2 protein-coding genes are annotated in these 21,738 nt (G+C 73.7%); both read left to right on the forward strand.

The features are described from left to right. The first annotated feature begins 22 nt into the window (after positions 1–22). Positions 23–19,867, forward strand: a complete 19,845-nt coding sequence (locus tag VFZ92_RS13085; protein WP_330876155.1) for a type I polyketide synthase — start codon at positions 23–25, stop codon at positions 19,865–19,867. Further along, positions 19,864–21,738: type I polyketide synthase (locus tag VFZ92_RS13090; RefSeq protein WP_414719889.1), on the forward strand; the 1,875-nt coding region annotated here is incomplete at its 3' end. The genes VFZ92_RS13085 and VFZ92_RS13090, both read left to right, overlap by 4 nt.

A 21,738-nucleotide genomic window follows, 5' to 3' on the forward strand; every position in this document is an offset into this window, starting at 1 on the left:
CGCTGTAGAGGAGACGACTCGAATGGCCAACGAAGACAAGGTCCTCGCCTACCTGCGAAAGGTGACGAGCGAGCTCGACGACGCGAAGCGGAAGCTGCGCGAGCTCGACCGCGAGGGCCAGGAGCCCATCGCGATCGTCGGCATGGGCTGTCGTTTTCCCGGCGGTGTGTCGTCCCCCGACGAGCTGTGGCGGTTCGTGGAGTCCGGCGGTGACGCGATCGGCGGCATGCCGGGCGACCGCGGCTGGGAGCTGAACCTCGACGACGACCCGGAGGCCGCGGGCAGCGCGTACGTGGCCGACGGCGGCTTCCTGCACGACGCCGCCCAGTTCGACGCGAACTTCTTCGGCATCAGCCCCCGCGAGGCCCTGGCGATGGACCCGCAGCAGCGGGTGCTGCTGGAGGCGTCGTGGGAGACGCTGGAGCACGCGGGCATCGACCCGCACACCCTGCGCGGCAGCCAGACCGGCGTGTTCGTCGGCGCCGCCCAGTACCAGTACGGCAACGCCGCCGAGACCGCCGACGCCGAGGACGGCGTCGAGGGCTACCTGCTCACCGGCAACGCCACCAGCGTCGCGTCCGGCCGCATCTCCTACACCCTGGGCCTGGAGGGCCCGGCCGTCACGATCGACACCGCGTGCTCCTCCTCGCTGGTCGCGCTGCACTGGGCCATCCAGGCGCTGCGCTCCGGCGAGTGCACGCTCGCGCTCGCGGGCGGTGTCGCGGTCATGGCGACCCCCGGCATGTTCGTCGAGTTCTCCCGCCAGCGCGGCCTGTCCACCGACGGCCGCTGCAAGGCGTTCTCCGCCGACGCCGACGGCACCGGCTGGGCCGAGGGCGTCGGCATGCTCGCCGTCGAGAAGCTGTCCGACGCGCGCCGCAACGGCCACCGGGTCCTCGCGATCGTGCGCGGCTCCGCCATCAACCAGGACGGCGCGTCCAACGGCCTGAGCGCCCCCAACGGCCTCGCCCAGGAGCGCGTCATCGCGCAGGCGCTGGCCTCCGGCAGGCTCTCACCGTCCGATGTGGACGCCGTCGAGGCGCACGGCACCGGCACCAAGCTCGGCGACCCGATCGAGGCGCAGGCGCTGCTCGCCGCGTACGGCCAGGACCGCGAGACCCCGCTGCTGCTGGGCTCGTTCAAGTCCAACATCGGCCACGCCCAGGCCGCCGCCGGTGTCGCCGGTGTCATCAAGATGGTCATGGCGATCCGCAACGGCGTCGTCCCGAAGACCCTGCACGCCGAGAACCCCACCCCGCACGTCGACTGGGCCTCCGGAGCCGTCGAGCTGGTCACCGAGACCACGCCGTGGCCCGAGACCGGCCGCCCGCGCCGCGCCGCCGTCTCGTCGTTCGGCATCAGCGGCACCAACGCCCACACGATCATCGAGCAGGCGCCCGAAGCCGCGAACAGCGGCTTCGGAAGTTCTGATCCTTCCCAGCCCGTCGTGGGGACTCTTGAGCGAAAGCCGCTCCCCGTCGTCCCGCTGCTGCTGTCGGCCAAGACGTCCGACGCGCTGCGCGCCCAGGCCGCCCGGCTCGTCGCCCTGATCGAGGACGACGTCGACCTGACCGACGTCGCCTACTCGCTGGCCACCAGGCGTTCCCGCTTCGACCACGCCGCCGTGCTGGTCGGCGACGACCGCGCCGAGCTGGCCGCGGGCCTGCGCGCCTTCGCCGAGGACGGCCCCGTCACCGACCTCGTGCGCGGCACCGCCGACGTGCGCGGCAAGACCGCCTTCGTCTTCCCCGGCCAGGGTTCGCAGTGGGCGGGCATGGCCGGTGAGCTGCTCGACTCCTCCCCGGTGTTCGCCGCCCGCATCGCCGAGTGCGAGCAGGCCCTGTCCGCGCACGTCGACTGGTCGCTGACCGCCGTGCTGCGCGCCGAGGACGGCGCGCCGGGCCTCGACCGCGTGGACGTCGTGCAGCCCGCGCTGTTCTCCGTCATGGTGTCGCTCGCGGCGCTGTGGCAGTCCCACGGGATCAAGCCCGACGCCGTCATCGGCCACTCGCAGGGCGAGATCGCCGCCGCGTGCGTGGCGGGCGCGCTCTCCCTGGAGGACGCCGCCCTCGTGGTCGCCCTGCGCGGCAAGGCGCTCATCGCCCTGGCGGGCAAGAGCGGCATGGCCTCGGTCGGCCTGCCCCTCGCCGACCTGCGCGAGCGGATCGCCGGCGTGGACGGCGTGACGATCGCGACCATCAACGGCCCGCGCTCCGTCACGCTCTCCGGCGAGCCCGAGGTGCTGGACCGCCTGGTCGCCGAGCTGGAGGCCGAGGGCCTGCGCGCCCGGCGCATCCGCGTCGACTACGCCTCGCACTCGCCGGTCGTGGAGATCATCCGTGACGAGGTCCTGGCCGCGCTCGCGCCGATCACCCCGCGCGCCACCACGATCCCGATGTTCTCCTCCGTGACCGGCGAACTGGTCGACGGCGCCGAGCTGGACGCCGAGTACTGGTACGGCAACGCGCGCGGCACGGTCGTCTTCGCCCCGACGGTCGAGGACATGATCGGCCGGGGCTTCCGGTCGTTCGTGGAGGTCAGCCCGCACCCGGTGCTCACCATGCCGGTGCAGGACATGCTCGACGACGCCGAGGTCACCGGTCTCGCCCTCGGGTCGCTGCGCCGCGACCAGGGCGGCCTCCGCCGCTTCCTCGCGTCGCTGGCCGAGGCGCACGTCCGCGGCCTGCCCGTGGACTGGCCCGCGCTGTTCGACGGCTCCGGCGCCCGCGCCGTCGAGCTGCCCACCTACGCCTTCCAGCACCGCCGCTACTGGATGATCGGCGGCACCTCGTCCGTCGTGGACGTCACCGCCGCCGGTCTCGGCGAGGCCGACCACCCGCTGCTCGGCGCGGTCGTGGACCTGTCCGACGACGACGGCGGTGTGGTGTTCACCGGCCGCGTGTCCGTCGGCACCCACCCGTGGCTCGCCGACCACGTCGTGTCCGGCCTGGTGTTCGTGCCCGGCACCGCGTTCGTGGACCTCGCGATCCGCGCCGCCGACCACGTCGGCTGCGCGCTGCTGGACGAGCTGACCGTGCAGGCGCCGCTGGTGCTGCCCGAGCACGGGGCCGTGCAGCTCCAGGTCGCCGTCGCCGAGGCCGACCCGTCCGGCCGCCGCTCGTTCACCATCTCCGCCCGCCAGGACGAGGGCGCCTGGGTCCGGCACGCGACCGGCACCCTCGCGCCGTCGTCGCTCGGCGAGCGGGCCGACCTGACGACGTGGCCGCCCGCGGGCGCGGAGTCCGTCGACCTGGACGGTCTCTACGAGGCCCTCGCGGCCGGTGGCCTGCACTACGGCCCGGTGTTCCAGGGCCTGCGCGCGGTGTGGCGCGACGGCGACGCCGTCTACGCCGAGGCCGCGCTGCCCGAGGGCACCGACGTCGACGGTTTCGGCCTGCACCCCGCGCTGCTGGACGCCTCGCTGCACGCCATCGCGCACGGCGAGTTCCTCAGCTCCGCCGACGGCCCGTGGCTGCCGTTCTCCTGGAGCGGCGTCGAACTGGTCGCCGCCGGTGCCACCGCGCTGCGGGTCCGCATCACCCGCGCGGGCACCGACGCCGTCTCGCTGCTCGTCGCCGACGGCGCGGGCCAGCCGGTCGCGTCCGTGGAATCCCTGGTCCTGCGGGCGATCTCCACCGACCAGCTCAGCGCCGTCCGCTCCACGACCTCCGAGTCGCTGTTCACGCTCACCTGGATCCCGGTCACCGACGGTGCCGACGACGAGTCGCCCGCCGTGGTCATCCCGGTGCGCGGCACCAACGACGTCGACTCGGTCCACTCCACCGCGCACTCCGTGCTCCAGCTCGTGCAGGAGTGGCTGGGCGGCGACCACGCCGAACGCCTGGTGCTGGTCACCTCCAACGCCGTCTCCACGAGCGGTGAGGACGTGCTCGACCTCGCCGCCGCCGCGGCCCGCGGCCTCGTCCGCTCCGCGCAGTCGGAGAACCCCGGCCGCATCCTGCTGGTCGACACCGACGGCCTGCCGTCGTCGGAGTCGGCGCTGAGCATCGCGCTCGCCGCCGACGAGTCCGAGGTCGTCATCCGCGACGGCGTCGTGCTCGCTCCCCGTCTGGCGAGGGCCGTTCCCGCCGGTGAGGCCCCCGTCGTCGACGGCGCGGTCCTCGTCACGGGCGGCACCGGCGGACTGGGCGCGCTGCTCGCCAAGCACCTCGTCACCGCCTACGGCGTGCGCGACCTGGTCCTGACCTCCCGCCGCGGCCCGGACGCCGACGGCGCCGCCGACCTGCTGTCCGAGCTGGCCGGGTTGGGCGCCGACGCCCGGATCGTCGCCTGCGACGCCGCCGACCGCGACGCGCTCGCCGCCGTGCTGGCCGACATCCGGACCGGGCACCGCCTCGCGGGCGTCGTGCACGCGGCCGGTGTGCTCGACGACGGGATCTTCGCCTCCCTGACGCCGGAGCGGGTCGACGCCGTGCTGCGGCCCAAGGTCGACGCCGCCTGGCACCTGCACGACCTCACCGCCGACGACGACCTGGCGCTGTTCGTCTCCTTCTCCTCCGCCGCGGGCGTGCTCGGCTCGCCCGGCCAGGGCAACTACGCCGCCGCGAACGCGTTCCTCGACGCCCTCACCGCTCACCGCCGCGCCCTCGGGCTGCCCGGCGTCTCGCTGGCCTGGGGCCTGTGGGAGCGCGCAAGCGGCATGTCCGGCGCGATGGGCTCCAGTGGCCAGGACCGCCTGTCGCGCGGCGGGTTCAGCGCGCTGACCGACGCCGAGGGTCTGGCGCTGTTCGACACCGCGCTCACCACCGGCGACGACCTGCTGCTGCCGGTGCGCGTCACGCTGAGCGCCCTCAAGGCCGCCGACGGCTCCGTGCCCCGCCTGTGGCGCGGGCTCGTCCGCACCACCACCCGCCGCAGGGCGACCGCCGCCGACGAGGCCGCCGTCGCGGGTCTCGCCGGTCGGCTGGCCGCGCTGCCCGAGGCCGAGCGGCTGCCCGAGGTGCTGGAGATCGTCCGCGCCTACGTCGCCGCCGTGCTCGGCTACGGCTCCGGCTCCGAGGTGGACGCGAGCCGCGCGTTCAAGGAGCTGGGCTTCGACTCGCTGACCGCCGTCGAGTTCCGCAACCAGCTCTCCGCCGCGACCGGCCTCCGCCTGCCCGCGACGCTGGTGTTCGACTACCCGACCTCCGCCGTGCTCACCGACTTCCTCTGCGGCGAACTGCTCGGCACCGTGCCCGCCGAGGTCGTCGCGAAGCCCGCCGCCCGCAAGAACACCGACGAGCCCCTCGCCATCGTGTCGATGGCCTGCCGCTTCCCCGGCGGCATCGCCTCGCCGGAGGACCTGTGGCAGGTCATGACGGACGGCGTGGACGCGATCTCGCCGTTCCCGACCGACCGCGGCTGGGACCTCGACCTGCTGCGCCAGGCGCTGGACTCGACCGAGGCCGGGTTCCTGCACAACGCCAGCTCGTTCGACTCCGCGTTCTTCGGCATCACGCCCCGCGAGGCCGTCGCGATGGACCCGCAGCAGCGGCTGCTGCTGGAGGTCTCCTACGAGACGTTCGAGCGCGCGGGCATCGACCCGGCCACGCTGCGCGGCAGCAAGACCGGTGTGTTCACCGGCCTGATGTACCACGACTACGTCAACGGCCTGACCACGATCCCGGAGGAGGTGTCCGGCTACCTGGGCACCGGCAACTCCGGCAGCGTCGCGTCCGGCCGCGTCTCCTACACCTTCGGCCTGGAGGGCCCGGCCGTCACGATCGACACGGCCTGCTCCTCCTCGCTGGTCGCGCTGCACGTGGCCACGCAGTCGCTGCGCAGCGGCGAGTGCGACATGGCGCTGGTCGGCGGGGTCGCCGTCATGGCGACCCCCGGCACGTTCGTCGACTTCGCCAGCCAGGGCGGCATGGCCCCCAACGGCCGCTGCAAGCCGTTCGCCGCCGCCGCCGACGGCGCCACCTGGTCCGAGGGCATCGGCCTGCTGCTCGTGGAGCGGCTGTCCGACGCACAGCGCAACGGCCACCAGGTGCTCGCGCTGGTGCGCGGCTCCGCCGTGAACCAGGACGGCGCGTCCAACGGCCTGACCGCCCCGAACGGTCCGTCGCAGCAGCGGGTCATCAAGGCCGCGCTCGCCGACGCCGGACTGTCCACCCAGGACGTCGACGTGGTGGAGGGCCACGGCACCGGCACGAAGCTGGGCGACCCGATCGAGGCGCAGGCGCTGCTGGCCACCTACGGCCAGGACCGCGAGCGCCCGCTGCTGCTCGGCGCGCTGAAGTCCAACCTGGGCCACACGCAGGCCGCCGCCGGTGTCGCGGGCATCATCAAGATGGTGCTGGCCATGCGCCACGGCGTCCTGCCCCGCACGCTGCACACCGACGCGCCGACCCCGCAGGTCGACTGGACCGCCGGTGACGTCGAGCTGATCACCGAGCAGGTCGGGTGGCCGACGACCGGCCACCCGCGCCGCGCGGGCGTCTCCTCGTTCGGCATCGGTGGCACCAACGCCCACACGATCATCGAGCAGGCGCCCGAAGCCGGGAACAGCGGCTTCGGAAGTCCTGGTCCCTCCCGGCCCGTCGGTGGGACCAAGGCTTCCCCGCCGGTCACGCCGGTCGTCCTGTCGGCCAAGAGCGCGGACGCGCTGCTGGGCCAGGCGTCGAACCTGGAGTCGATCGCGGACTCCGTCGACCTGACCGACCTCGGCTTCTCCGCCGCCACGACCCGCGCCCACCTGGAGCACCGGGCCGTCGTGGTCGCCGCCGACACCGACGAACTGCTGTCCGGCCTGAAGTCCCTGGCCGTGCGGGACACGGTGGTGCAGGGCAGGACCGCGATCCTGTTCACCGGCCAGGGTTCGCAGCGCCTCGGCATGGGCCGCGAGCTGTACAACTCCTACCCGGTGTTCGCCGAGGCGTTCGACGCCGCGTGCGCCGTGCTGGACGCGCCGGTCGCCGAGATCGTCTTCGGCGTCGACGCCGACGCCCTGAACCAGACCGGCAACGCGCAGCCCGCGCTGTTCGCCCTGGAGGTGGCGCTCTACCGGCTGGTCGAGTCGTGGGGCGTGAAGCCCGACGCCGTCGGCGGCCACTCCATCGGCGAGATCGCCGCCGCCCACGTGGCCGGTGTCCTCACCCTGGAGGACGCCGCGACGCTCGTCTCGGCTCGTGGCCGCCTGATGCAGGCGCTGCCGACCGGCGGCGCGATGGTCGCGATCCAGGCCACCGAGGCCGAGGTCCTGCCGCTCATCGGCAACGACGTTTCGATCGCGGCGGTCAACGGCCCGAACTCCGTGGTCGTCGCCGGGACCGAAGCCGCCGTGGAGCAGGTGCTCGCGCACTTCGCCGACCGGAAGTCCAAGCGCCTGGCCGTGTCGCACGCGTTCCACTCGCCGCTCATGGACCCGATGCTGGAGGACTTCCGCCAGGTCGTCTCCCGGCTCACCTTCTCCGCGCCGACGATCCCGCTGCTCGGCGACGTGACCGACCCGGAGCACTGGGTCCGCCACGTCCGCGGCACCGTCCGGTTCGCCGACACCGTCACGACCCTCGAGGCCCAGGGCGTCAAGACGTTCCTGGAGCTGGGCCCGGACGGCGTGCTCACGGCGATGGCCGCGGACAGCGTCGAGGACGCCGCCCTGGTCGCGGGCCTGCGCAAGGACCGCCCGGAAGCCCGCTCGATCGTCACGGCGCTCGGCGCGCTGCACGCCCGCGGCGTCAAGGTCGACTGGACCGCGTTCTTCGCGGGCACCGGCGCCCGCCGGGTCGACCTGCCCACCTACGCCTTCCAGCACGAGCAGTACTGGCTGGAGCGCCCGGCGATCACCGCCGAGGTGGACGAGGTCGAGGCCCGCTTCTGGGACGCCGTCGAGCGCGAGGACCTGGAGTCGCTGGCCACCTCGCTGTCCCTGGACGGCGAGACCGTCGGCACCGTCCTGCCCGCACTGGCGCAGTGGCGCCGCGAACGCCGTGGCGAGTCCACCGTGGAGGGCTGGCGCTACCGGATCGAGTGGCGGCACACGACGCCCGGCGCGGCCACCGCGTCCGGCCGCTGGCTGCTGGTCGGCTCCGAGGACCTGGCACTGCCGGGTGTCGAGATCGTCCGCATCGCCGCCTCGGCGGACCGTGCGGATCTGGTGACCGGGCTGGAGACCGTCGGCGAGGTCGATGGGGTGCTCTCCACCTGCACGGACGTCGCCGAGGTGCTTGCGCTCGTGCAAGCGCTCGGCGACGCCGGGATCTCCGCGCCGCTGTGGTGCACGACCAGGGGCGCGGTCACCACCGGCCGCGCGGACGTGGTCGACAACCCCGACCAGGCCACGATCTGGGGCCTGGGACTGGTCGCGGGGCTGGAGCACCCGGACCGCTGGGGCGGTCTGATCGACCTCCCCGAGACGCTCGACAAGCGCGGGTACGAGCGGGTCGCCGCCGTGCTCGCCGGAACCGAGGACCAGGTGGCTCTGCGCGGTTCGGGCGTCTTCGCCCGCCGCCTGGCGCACGGGCGGACCGCTGAGGCTGCAGGGGGCTTCGCGCCGCGTGGGACCGTGCTCGTCACCGGGGGCACCGGCGCACTTGGCGCGCGGGTGGCCCACTGGCTGGCGGAGGCAGGCGCGGAGCACCTGGTCCTCACCTCGCGTCGGGGCGCGACCGCGCCCGGCGCCACCGAACTGGCCGCTTCCCTCGAAGCGACGGGTGTCCGCGTGACGCTCGCCGCCTGCGACGTCGCCGACCGCGACGCCGTGGCCGCGCTGGTCGCGGAGTTCCCGCCGAACGCCGTCGTCCACGCCGCGGGCGCCGAGCAGTTCACGCCGCTCGCCGAGTACGACCAGGCCGACTTCGCCGCGCTGCTGGCCCCGAAGGTCGACGGCGCGCGGAACCTGGACGAGCTGGTCGGCGAGGTCGACGCGTTCATCCTGTTCTCCTCGATCGCGGGCACGTGGGGCAGCGGCGGCCAGTCCGCCTACGCCGCCGCGAACGCCTACCTGGACGCGCTGGCCGAGTCCCGCCGCGCCCGTGGCCTCACCGCGCTGTCGGTGGCCTGGGGCGCGTGGGCCGAGGCGGGCATGGCCACCGGCGACGCGGGGGAGCAGCTCCGCCGCCGCGGCGTCACCGCGATGAACCCCGACGCCGCGCTCACCGCGCTGCGCCAGGCGATCCGCTGCGACGACACCGCCGTGGCGGTCGCCGACATCGACTGGTCGCTGTTCGCCCCGGTCTTCACGACGCTGCGCCCCAGCCCGCTGATCAGCGACCTCCCCGAGGTCCGCGCGGCGCTGGACGCGGCCCCGGCGCAGGACGCGCCCAGCACGTCGAAGTTCTCCGCGCTGTCGGCGTCGGACCGCTCCCGCGCGCTGCTCGACCTGGTGCGCCGGCAGGCCGCGATCGTCTGCGGCTACGCCTCCGGCGACGACATCACCAGCACGCGGCCGTTCCGCGAGCTGGGCTTCGACTCGCTGACCGCCGTGGAGCTGCGCAACAAGCTCACCGCCGAGACCGGCCTGTCGCTGCCCGCGACGCTGGTCTTCGACTACCCGACCCCGGCCGTGCTCGCCGAGCACCTGGACACCCTGTTCGGCGGCGCGGGCGCGGTGCTCGACACCATCACCGCCAACACCCCGCTGGACGACGAGCCGATCGCGATCGTCGCGATGTCCTGCCGCTTCCCCGGTGGCGTCTCGTCGCCCGAGCAGCTGTGGCAGCTCGTCGCCGAGGGCCGCGACGCGATCTCGCCGTTCCCGAGCGACCGCGGCTGGGACGCCGACGCGCTGTTCGACGCCGACCCCGACAGCCAGGGCTCCTCCTACGTCGTGGAGGGCGGGTTCCTGACCGGGATCAGCCAGTTCGACCCGGCGTTCTTCGGCATCTCGCCCCGCGAGGCGCTGGCCATGGACCCGCAGCAGCGGCTGCTGCTGGAGACCTCGTGGGAGGTCTTCGAGCGGGCAGGCCTCGACCCGACCTCGCTGCGCGGCGAGCAGATCGGCGTGTTCGCGGGCACCGCGAACCAGGACTACTCCGCCCTGCTGGTCGCGGGCGGCGACAACGTCGAGGGCTACCTCGGCACCGGCAACATCACCAGCGTCGCCTCCGGCCGCGTGTCCTACACCTTCGGCCTGGAGGGCCCGGCCGTCACGGTCGACACCGCCTGCTCCTCGTCGTTGGTCGCCCTGCACCTCGCCGCCCAGGCGCTGCGCAGCGGCGAGTGCACGATGGCGCTCGCGGGCGGCGTGACGATCATGTCCACGCCCGGCACGTTCGTGGAGTTCTCCCGCCAGCGGGGTCTCGCGACCGACGGCCGCTGCAAGGCGTTCGCGGCCTCGGCCGACGGCACGGGCTGGGGCGAGGGTGTCGGCATGCTGCTCGTCGAGCGGCTGTCCGACGCCCAGCGCAACGGCCACCAGGTGCTCGCCGTCGTGCGCGGCTCGGCGGTCAACCAGGACGGTGCCTCCAACGGCCTCACCGCCCCCAACGGCCCGTCGCAGCAGCGCGTGATCCGCCAGGCCCTCGCCAACGCCGGTCTGTCCACCTCGGACGTCGACGTGGTCGAGGCGCACGGCACCGGCACGGTGCTCGGCGACCCGATCGAGGCCCAGGCCGTGCTCGCCACCTACGGCCAGGACCGGGAAACCCCGCTGCTGCTGGGATCGCTCAAGTCCAACATCGGCCACGCCCAGTCGGCGGCCGGTGTCGGCGGCATCATCAAGATGGTCATGGCGATCCGCAACGGCGTCGCCCCCAAGACCCTGCACGTCGACGAGCCGTCCCCGAAGGTCGACTGGACCTCCGGCGCGGTCGAACTGCTGACCGAGGCCCGCGAGTGGCCCGAGACCGGCCGCCCGCGCCGCGCGGCGGTGTCGTCCTTCGGCATCTCCGGCACGAACGCCCACACGATCATCGAGCAGGCCCCCGAAGCCGCGAACAGCGGCTTCGGAAGTCCTGCTCCTTCCCAGCTCGTCGGTGGGGCACTCGAGCGCACCGCTCCGCCGGTGCTGCCGCTGGTGCTGTCGGCGAAGACCCCCGAAGCCCTGGTGGACCAGGCCGAGCGCATGCTTGACCACCTCGACCACACCACCGCCGACCTGATCGACACGGCGTTCTCCGCCGCGACCACCCGCGCCCACCTGGAGCACGGCGCGGTCGTCGTCGGGGAACAGGCCGATCTGGTCCGGGGCCTGACGGCGTTGGTGCGCGGCGACCGGGACGCCTCGCTCGTCCGCGGCACCGCCGCCGAAGGCCGACTGGCCATCCTGTTCACCGGACAGGGTTCACAGCGCCTCGGCATGGGTCGCGAGCTGTACGACGCGTTCCCGGTGTTCGCCGACGCGTTCGACGCCGTGTGCTCGCACTTCGAGCAGCCGATCGGCGAGGCCGTGTTCGGCGTCGACGCCGACGCCCTCACCCGCACCGGCACGACCCAGCCCGCACTGTTCGCGCTGGAGGTGGCGCTGTACCGGCTGGTCGAGTCGTTCGGCGTGCGTCCCGACTTCGTCGGCGGCCACTCCGTCGGCGAGATCGCCGCCGCCCACGTGGCCGGTGTCCTCACCCTGGAGGACGCCGCGAAGCTGGTCGAGACCCGCGGCAGGCTCATGCAGGCCCTCCCGGCGGGCGGCGCGATGGTCGCGTTGCAGGCCACCGAGGCCGACGTCACGCCCCACCTCACCGACACCGTGTCGATCGCCGCGATCAACGGTCCCGATTCGGTCGTCGTCGCAGGCGAGGAAGAGGCGGTCGCGCGGGTCGTCGCCCAGTTCGCCGACCGGAAGTCCAAGCGCCTGACCGTGTCGCACGCGTTCCACTCGCCGCTGATGGACCCGATGCTGGACGAGTTCCGCGCGGTGGTCGCGAAGCTGGCCTTCACCGAACCGACCATCGCCATGCTGGGCGAGGTCACGAACCCGGAGTACTGGGTCCGCCACGTCCGCGAGGCGGTCCGGTTCGCCGACACCGTCACGACGCTGGAATCCCGTGGCGCGTCGACGTTCCTGGAGCTGGGCCCGGACGCGGTACTGACGGCGATGGGCGCGGACAGCGTCACCGACGCCGTGCTGGTGCCCGCCCTGCGGGCAGACCGCCCCGAAGCCCCGACCCTGGTCCGCGCGCTGGGTTCGCTGCACGCGCTCGGCAACCGGGTCGACTGGGCCGCGTACTTCGCCGGTTCCGGCGCCCGCCGGGTCGAGCTGCCCACCTACGCGTTCCAGCGCGAGCGCTTCTGGCCGCAGCCCGCCCGCGGCTGGGCCGACGTGTCCGCGATCGGTCTGCGGGACGTCGACCACCCGATGCTCGGCGCGGCCCTGTCGCTGGCCGACGGCGACGGGCTGGTCCTCACCGGTCGCCTGTCGACCGCGGCCCAGCCGTGGCTCGCCGACCACGTCGTCCTCGGCTCGATCCTGGTGCCCGGCACCGCGTTCGTGGAACTCGCGCTGCACGCGGCCGAGCAGGTCGGCCTCGACCTGCTGGAGGAGCTGACCCTCGAAGCCCCGCTGGCCATCCCCGAGCACGGCGACGTGGCGCTCCAGCTGACCGTGGCCGCCGCCGACGAGAACGGCCGCCGCGCGCTCCAGGTGCACTCCAGCGTCGCCGACGGCCCGTGGACCCGGCACGCCAGCGGCTCCCTCTCCACCGGTACCGCCGTGCGGAACAGCCTGGCCGAGTGGCCGCCCGCGAACGCCGAGGCCGTCGACCTGACCGGCTTCTACGACGCGCTGGCCGAGTCCGGCTACGGCTACGGCCCGGCGTTCCAGGGCCTCAAGTCCGCCTGGCTGCGCGACGACGAGGTGTTCGTCGAGGTCGAGGTGGCCGACGCCACCGGCTTCGGCATCCACCCGGCGCTGCTCGACTCCGCGCTGCACGCCGCCGGGCTCGGCGGTCTGCTGCCCGACACCGACGTCGTGCGCATCCCGTTCGCCTGGACCGACGTCTCCCTGAACGCCGTCGGCGCGGGCGCACTGCGGGTGAAGCTGTCGCGCGGCGAGCACGACGGCATCACCCTGGACGTGGCCGACGTGACCGGCGCCCCCGTCGCACGGGTCGAGTCGCTGGTGCTGCGCCAGGTCTCCGCCGACCAGGTGGCCGTCAAGACCACCACCGACTCGCTGTTCAAGGTCGACTGGGTCGCCGTCCCCACCACCGACGCGACGGTGTCGTTCACCGAGCTGGACGACGACCTCGCCGCTCTCGTCGACGTGCCGGACGCGGTCCTGGTGTCCCCGGCCGACGCGTCCGAAGCCCTCACCCTCGCCCAGACCTGGCTCGCCGACGACCGGTTCGCCGAGTCGAAGCTGGTGTTCGTCACCAGGGGTGCCGTGTCGACGGCGGGCGAGGACGTCACCGACCTGGCCGCGGCCGGGATCTGGGGCCTCATCCGCTCGGCGCAGACCGAGCACCCCGAACGGTTCGTGCTGCTCGACCTCGACGGTCAGGAGGCTTCCCGCGGTGTGCTGTCCCACGCGCTGGTTCCGGGGGCCCCTCAACTGGCACTCCGCGACGGCGAGGCCCGCGCGCCGCGTCTGGGGCGCGTGGCTCCGGCCGTGGGGGCAGCGCCCGCGCTCGACCCGACCGGCACGGTACTGATCACCGGCGCCACCGGGGCGCTCGGCGGCCTCGTCGCCAAGCACCTGGTGACGCGCTACGACGTCACGAACCTGCTGCTGGTCAGCAGGCGCGGCGAGGACGCGCCCGGCACGACCGAGCTGGCCACCGAACTCGCCGGGCTCGGCGCCGTGGCCACGTTCGCCGCGTGCGACGTGTCCGACCGCGCCGCCCTGGAGCGGCTGCTCGACGGCATCCCGGCCGAGCGCCCGCTGACCGGCGTCGTGCACACCGCCGGTGTGCTGGACGACGGCACGTTCGAGGCGCAGACCCCGGACCGGATCGCCGCCGTCGCCTCGCCGAAGGCCGACGCCGCCCGCCACCTGCACGAGCTGGTCGGCGACGTGGAGATGTTCGTCCTCTTCTCCTCGCTGTCGGGCACCTACGGCACGGCGGGCCAGTCGAACTACGCCGCCGCCAACGCCACCCTCGACGGCCTGGCCCACCACCGCCGCGCGAACGGCCTCGCGGCCACCTCGCTGGCGTGGGGCCTGTGGCAGACCGACACCGGCATGGGCACCGACTCCGACCGCGCCGCCCGCGGTGGCATCGGCACCCTGTCCGCCGCCGACGGCCTGGCGCTGTTCGACGCCGCGCTGGCCACCGACGAGGCCCACCTGGTGCCGGTGCACCTGGACCTCGCGGTCCTGCGCACCCACCCGGTGATCCCCGCGATCCTCCAGGGCCTGGTCCGCCCGGCCCGCCGCGCCGTCCGCGCCGCGGACACCGCGTCCCGCCTCGGCCTGGCCGACCTGGTCGGCCCCGAGCGGCACCGCGCGGTGCTGGAGCTGGTCCGCACGCAGGTCGCCGCCGTCCTCGGCTACGACTCGCCGGACGCCGTCCACGCCGGGCGCGCGTTCAAGGAACTGGGCTTCGACTCGCTCACCGCGGTCGAACTCCGCAACGGCCTGAACGCCGTCACGGGGATGCGCCTGCCCGCCACGCTGGTCTTCGACTACCCGAACGCCGGAGCGCTCGCCGACCACCTGGTCACCGAGCTGTTCGGCGCGGTCGAGGCCCCGGCCGCGGAGGTCCGCGCGGCGAAGGTCGCCGACGACGAGCCGATCGCCATCGTGTCGATGTCCTGCCGCTACCCCGGCGGCATCCGCACCCCCGAGCAGCTCTGGGACCTCGTGGTGGCCGGGAACGACGGCATCTCGCCGTTCCCGACCGACCGCGGCTGGGACCTGGAGAACCTGTTCGACTCCAACCCGGACACCCCCGGCACGACCTACGCCCGCGAAGGCGGCTTCCTGCACGACGCCGCGCAGTTCGACCCGGCGTTCTTCGGGATGGGACCGCGCGAGGCGCTGGCCACCGACCCCCAGCAGCGCCTGCTGCTGGAGACCTCCTGGGAGACGTTCGAGCGGGCGGGCATCGACCCGACCTCGGTGCGCGGCAGCAAGACCGGCGTCTTCGCCGGCGTCATGTACTACGACTACGCCTCCCGGCTCACGCTGATCCCGGAGGAGGTCGAGGGCTTCGTCGGCACCGGCAACTCCGCCAGCGTCATCTCCGGCCGCGTCGCCTACACGTTCGGCCTGGAGGGCCCGGCCGTCACGGTCGACACCGCGTGCTCGTCCTCGCTGGTGGCACTGCACCTCGCGGTCCAGGCCCTGCGCTCGGGTGAGTGCGACCTGGCGCTGGCAGGCGGTGTCACGGTGATGCCGTCGCCCGGCACGTTCACCTCCTTCAGCCGCCAGCGCGGTCTGGCCGAGGACGGCCGCATCAAGTCGTTCGCGGCAGGCGCCGACGGCACGGCGTGGGGCGAGGGCGTGGGCCTGCTGCTCGTCGAGCGGCTGTCCGACGCGCGCCGCAACGGCCACCCGGTGCTCGCCATCGTGCGCGGCACCGCGGTCAACCAGGACGGTGCCTCCAACGGCCTCACCGCCCCGAACGGGCCGTCGCAGCAGCGGGTCATCAAGCAGGCCCTCGCCAACGCCCGCCTGGGCGCGGACCAGATCGACGTGGTCGAGGCGCACGGCACCGGCACCACCCTCGGTGACCCGATCGAGGCCCAGGCCCTGCTGGCCACCTACGGCCAGGAGCGCCTCGGTGACGAGCCGCTGTGGCTCGGCTCGATCAAGTCCAACATCGGCCACACGCAGGCCGCCGCCGGTGTCGCGGGCGTCATCAAGATGGTGCAGGCCATGCGCCACGGCGTGCTGCCCAAGACCCTCAACGTCGACGCCCCGTCCCCGCACATCGACTGGAGCGCGGGCGAGGTCGAACTGCTGACCGAGGCGCGCGAGTGGCCGTCGACCGGCCGCCCCCGCCGTGCCGCCGTCTCCTCGTTCGGCATCTCCGGCACCAACGCCCACACGATCATCGAGCAGGCGCCCGAAGCCGTCGCGGTGGCCGAACCGACGATCACCGAACAGGTCGTCCCGGTGCTGCTCTCGGCTCGGGGTGGGGAAGCCCTGAAGGCTCAGGCCGTTCAGCTGCACGCCCACCTCGCGGCGCACCCGGAGCTGGACCTGGTCGAGGCGGCGGGCACGCTCGCCACCCACCGGGCCGCACTGGAGCACCGCGCGGCGTTCGTCGCCGAGTCCCGCACCGAACTGCTGGGCAAGCTGGCCGCGTTCGACGCGATCACCGGCGGCACGGAGGGGTCCGGCAAGACGGCCTTCCTGTTCACCGGTCAGGGTTCGCAGCGGCTCGGCATGGGCCGCGAGCTGCACGAGGCGTTCCCGGTCTACGCCAAGGCTTTCGACGAGGTCTGCTCGAAGTTCGACGCCCCGGTCCGCGAGACGGTGTTCGGCGACGACGCCGACGCCCTCGACCAGACCGGTCTGACGCAGCCCGCGCTGTTCGCCGTCGAGGTCGCGCTGTACCGCCTGCTGGAGGCCTGGGGCGTGCACGCCGACCACCTGGCGGGCCACTCCATCGGTGAACTCGCCGCGGCCCACGTGGCCGGGGTGCTCTCGCTCGACGACGCCACCACGCTGGTCGGCGCCCGCGGTCGGCTCATGCAGGCCCTGCCGACCGGCGGTCTGATGATCTCCGTCCGTGCCGCCGAGTCCGAGGTGCTGCCGCTGCTCACCGAGGGCGTCTCCATCGCCGCCGTCAACGGGCCGCGCTCGGTGGTCATCGCCGGTGACGAGGACGCCGTCCTCGCGGTCGCGGGAGAACTGGCGGGTCAGGGCGTGAAGACCAAGCGCCTCAAGGTCTCGCACGCGTTCCACTCGCCGCTGATGGACCCGATGCTGGACGAGTTCCGCGCGGTCGCCGAAGGCCTGACCTACTCCACGCCGCGCGTCCCGATGCTCGGCGACGTGACGAACCCGGAGCACTGGGTCGCCCACGTCCGCGACGCGGTCCGGTTCGCCGACTCGCTCACCGAGCTGACCCGCCTGGGCGTCACGACGTTCCTGGAGGTCGGCCCGGACGGTGTCCTCACGGCGATGGCCGCCGAGGCCGACGTGACCGCCGTCCCGGTGCTGCGCAAGGACCGCGCCGAGGTCGCCACGCTGACCACGGCGCTCGCCGAGCTGCACGTCCACGGCGTCGACGTCGACTGGCGGGCGTTCTTCGCCGGTCGCGCCACGCGCCAGGTCGAGCTGCCCACCTACGCGTTCCAGACCTCGCGGTACTGGCTGGAGGACGCGGCCACGATGGTCGACGTCTCCTCGGCCGGGCTCTCGTCGGCCGACCACCCGCTGCTCGGCGCGGCCGTGCCGCTGGCCGACGCGGACGGGTTCCTGTTCACCGGCAGGCTCTCCCTCGACACCCACCCGTGGCTCGCCGAGCACGAGGTCCACGACGTGGTCCTGCTGCCCGGAACGGCCTTCGTGGAACTCGCCCTGCGGGCGGGGGACCAGGTCGGCTGCGGCGCGATCGACGAGCTGACCCTCCAGTCGCCGCTGGTCCTGCCGAGGACCGGGTCCGTGCAGCTCCAGGCCGTGGTCGGGGCTCCCGACGCGTCCGGCGCCCGCCCGTTCGCCCTGCACAGCAGGACCGGCGACGAGTCCTGGACCCGGCACGCCACCGGTTCGCTGGTGGAGTCGGACGTCCCGTCCTTCGACCTGGCGCAGTGGCCGCCGACGGGTGCCGAGAAGATCGACGTGGACGGCGTCTACGACGGCTTCGCGGTCGCCGGGTTCGGCTACGGGCCGCTGTTCCAGGGCCTCGGCGCCGCGTGGCGACTGGGTGACGACGTGTTCGCCGAGGTCGCACTCCCCGCCACGAAGGAATCGGGCACCGGCGCGGACTCCGGGGGTTACGGCGTCCACCCGGCGCTGCTCGACTCCGCGCTGCACGCCATCGGCGTGGGCGGCCTGGCCTCCGGTGACGGCCTCCTGCCGTTCGCCTGGAGCGGGGTGCGGCTGTACTCCACCGGCGCGACGTCGTTGCGGGTCAAGCTCTCCGCGACCGGCGAGTCGGTGGCCATCCAGCTCGCCGACGCCACCGGAGCCCCGGTGGCGTCGGTGGAGTCCCTCGCGCTGCGGGCCATCTCGGCCGACCAGCTCGCGGGCGCCCCGATCCACGTCGAGTCGCTGTACCGGGTCGAGTGGACCTCGGTCACGCCCGGCACGCCGCCCGCCGGCGTCACCTACGCGGTGCTCGGCGACGACGAGCTGAAGGTCGGCGCCCGCCTCGAATCCGCAGGCGTCACGCTGGTCCAGGAGGACGCCGACGTGGTGTTCGCGTCCTTCGTCGCCAGCCAGGACACCTCGGTCCGCGCCGCCACGACCGGTGTGCTCGACCTGCTCCGCACCTGGCTCGCCGACGACGCCAACGACGACCGCCACCTGGTGCTGGTCACCAGGGGTGCGGTGGCCGTCGGCGCTGACGACGACGTGCTCGACCTCGCGGGTGCCGCCGCTCGCGGCCTGGTCCGCTCGGCCCAGGCCGAGAACCCCGGCCGGTTCGCCCTGGTGGACCTGGACGAGGAGGACAGCTCCTCCCTGGCGCTGACCGCCGCGCTCGCCGCGGGCGAACCGGAACTGGCCCTGCGCGGCGGGACCGCGTTCGCGCCCCGGCTCGCCAGGGCCGCCGCGGCCGTCGATCCCACCTCGCTCGACACCAACGGCACGGTGCTCGTCACGGGTGCCACCGGCACCCTCGGCGGACTGGTCGCCGAGCACCTGGTGGTGGAGCACGGCATCCGGAACCTGGTGCTCACCAGCAGGCGCGGCCTGGCCGCTCCCGGTGCGGAGGACCTGCGCGACCGGCTCACGGCCAGGGGTGCCGTGGTGGACTTCGTCGCCTGCGACGTGGCCGACCGCGACGCCGTGACCGCGCTGCTGGCCGGTGTTCCCGCCGAGCACCCGCTGACCGCCGTCGTGCACACCGCCGGTGTGCTCGACGACGCCACGATCACGTCGCTGACCGCCGACCAGGTCGACCGCGTGCTGCGGCCGAAGGTCGACGCGGCGACCACCCTGCACGAGCTGACCCGCGACCTGGACCTGGCCGCGTTCGTCCTCTTCTCCTCCACCGGCGGCGTCTTTGGGGCGGCGGGCCAGGGCAACTACGCCGCGGCCAACGCCTACCTGGACGCGCTGGCCCAGCGCCGCAGGGCGAACGGGCTGCCCGCGACCTCGATCGCGTGGGGCCTGTGGGTCACCGAGGACGGCATGGGCGCCGACCTCACCGAGGCCGACGTCCAGCGCATGGCACGGGCCGGGGTCGCCCCGCTCAAGCCCGGCGAGGGCCTGGAGCTGTTCGACATCGCGCTCGGCCACGACCTCGCCGGACTGGTGCCGATCAACCTGGACCACGCGGTCCTGCGCTCGCAGGCCGCGGCCGGAACCCTCGCGCCGCTGCTGCGGGGCCTGGTGAAGGTGCCGGTCCGCCGCGCCGCCGAAGCCGCGGTCGCCGAGGTCTCCCTGTCCGCCAGGCTCGCCGGACTGTCCGGTGTGGACCGCGACCGCGCGCTCCTCGACCTGGTCCGGCAGCACGCGGCCACGGTGCTCGGCTACGAGTCGCACACCGCCGTCGAACCCGGTCGCGGCTTCCTGGAACTCGGCTTCGACTCGCTGACGGCGGTGGAGTTCCGCAACCAGATCACCGCGGCGACGGGCCTGCGCCTGCCCGCCACGCTGATCTTCGACTACCCGTCACCGACGGCGCTCGCCCAGCACCTCGGCACGATCGTGCCGATCGAGGACGCGGCGAGCACCTCCGGTGTGCACACCGAACTGGACCGACTGGCCGCCGCACTGGGCACGGCCGCACCCGACGACGCGGAGAAGCAGGTGATCGCGGCCCGACTGCGCGGTCTGCTGGCCTCGCTCGACGGTGCGCCGCAGGACGACGACCTCGGTTCCGCCACCGCGGACGAGTTGTTCGACCTGCTCGACAACGAGCTGTCGTGAGCCACGTGACCGCCGCCAACGCCAGAGGAGATGATCACGTGGCGAACGAGGACAAGTACCTCGCCTACCTGAAGCGGGCCACCGCCGACCTGCGGGACGCGCGCAAGCAGCTCCGCGACGTCGAGGACAAGGCCACCGAGCCCATCGCGATCGTCGCGATGAGCTGCCGCTTCCCCGGTGGGGTCGCCACACCCGAGGACCTGTGGGACCTCGTGGCGAACGGCCGTGACGCGATCTCCGGGTTCCCGACGGACCGCGGCTGGCAGGTCGAGGACATCCCCCTGGAGGGCGGTTTCCTCTACGACGTCAGCGAGTTCGACCCGGCGTTCTTCGGCATCTCGCCCCGCGAGGCCCTGGCGATGGACCCGCAGCAGCGCCTGCTGCTGGAGACGTCCTACGAGGCGTTCGAGCGGGCGGGCATCGACCCGTCGACGCTGAAGGGCAGTCGGACCGGTGTGTTCGCCGGCCTGATGTACCACGACTACGCCGCCCGCGAGATCGCGCCGCCGGAGGGCGTCGAGGGCTACCTCGGCAACGGCAGCGCGGGCAGCATCGCGTCCGGCCGCGTCTCCTACACGCTCGGCCTCGAAGGCCCCGCGGTCACCATCGACACGGCGTGCTCCTCGTCGCTGGTCGCGCTGCACTGGGCCGTGCAGGCCCTGCGGCTCGGCGAGTGCGAGATGGCGCTCGCCGGTGGTGTCGCGGTCATGTCCACGCCCGGCACGTTCATCGACTTCGCCCGCCAGGGCGCACTCGCCTCCGACGGCCGCTGCAAGGCGTTCTCCGCCGACGCCGACGGCACCGGGTGGGGCGAGGGCGTCGGCATGATCCTGCTGGAGCGCCTGTCCGACGCGCAGCGCCTCGGGCACGAGGTCCTGGCGGTCGTGCGGGGTTCGGCGATCAACCAGGACGGCGCGTCCAGCGGCCTGACCGCCCCGAACGGCCCGTCGCAGCAGCGCGTGATCAAGCAGGCGCTCGCGTCGGCCGGTCTGTCCACCTCGGACGTCGACGTGGTCGAGGCCCACGGCACGGGCACGTCGCTGGGCGACCCGATCGAGGCGCAGGCGCTGCTGGCCACCTACGGCCAGGACCGCGACGAGCCGCTGTGGCTGGGATCTCTCAAGTCCAACATCGGCCACACCCAGGCCGCCGCGGGTGTCGCGGGCATCATCAAGATGGTCATGGCGCTGCGCCACGGCGTCCTGCCCAAGACCCTGCACGCCGACGTGCGTTCGCCGCACGTCGACTGGGCCGACGGCAACATCGAACTGCTGACCGAGGCGCGCGAGTGGCCCGCGGGCGAACGTTTGCGCCGCGCGGGCATCTCGTCGTTCGGCATCTCCGGCACCAACGCCCACACGATCATCGAGCAGGCGCCACCCGCCGAGCCGGTCGAGGTCGTCGCGCAGGAGCCGGTGGCGGTCCCGTTCGTGCTGTCGGGCAAGACCGAGCAGGCGTTGCGCGCCCAGGCCGCCAAGTTGGGCGAGCACCTGGCCGCCAACCCCGACACCAACCCGCGTGACCTGGCCTGGTCCCTCGCGACCACCCGCACCGCGCACACCCACCGGGCCGCGATCGTCGGCACCGAACTGGCCGACGTGGTGCGCGGCCTCGACTCGCTCAACCCCGGCGTGGCCAAGGAGTCGGGTCTCGCGTTCCTGTTCACCGGTCAGGGCAGCCAGCGCGCGGGCATGGGTCGTGAGCTGCACGCGGCCTACCCGGTGTTCGCCAAGGCGTTCGACGAGGTCGCCGCGCTGGTGGACGTGCGGGACACCCAGGAGGAGCTGGACCGCACCGAGTTCACCCAGCCCGCGATCTTCGCGCTGGAAGTGGCGCTGTACCGGCTGGTGGAGTCGTGGGGCATCCGCCCC

The organism is Umezawaea sp. (genome assembly GCF_036375055.1).
Taxonomy (GTDB): domain Bacteria; phylum Actinomycetota; class Actinomycetes; order Mycobacteriales; family Pseudonocardiaceae; genus Umezawaea.

Bases quoted from the DNA above. Each gene is read 5' to 3' on its own strand.
- VFZ92_RS13085 (WP_330876155.1), top strand. From the start codon at position 23: ATGGCCAACGAAGACAAGGTCCTCGCCTACCTGCGAAAGGTGACGAGC.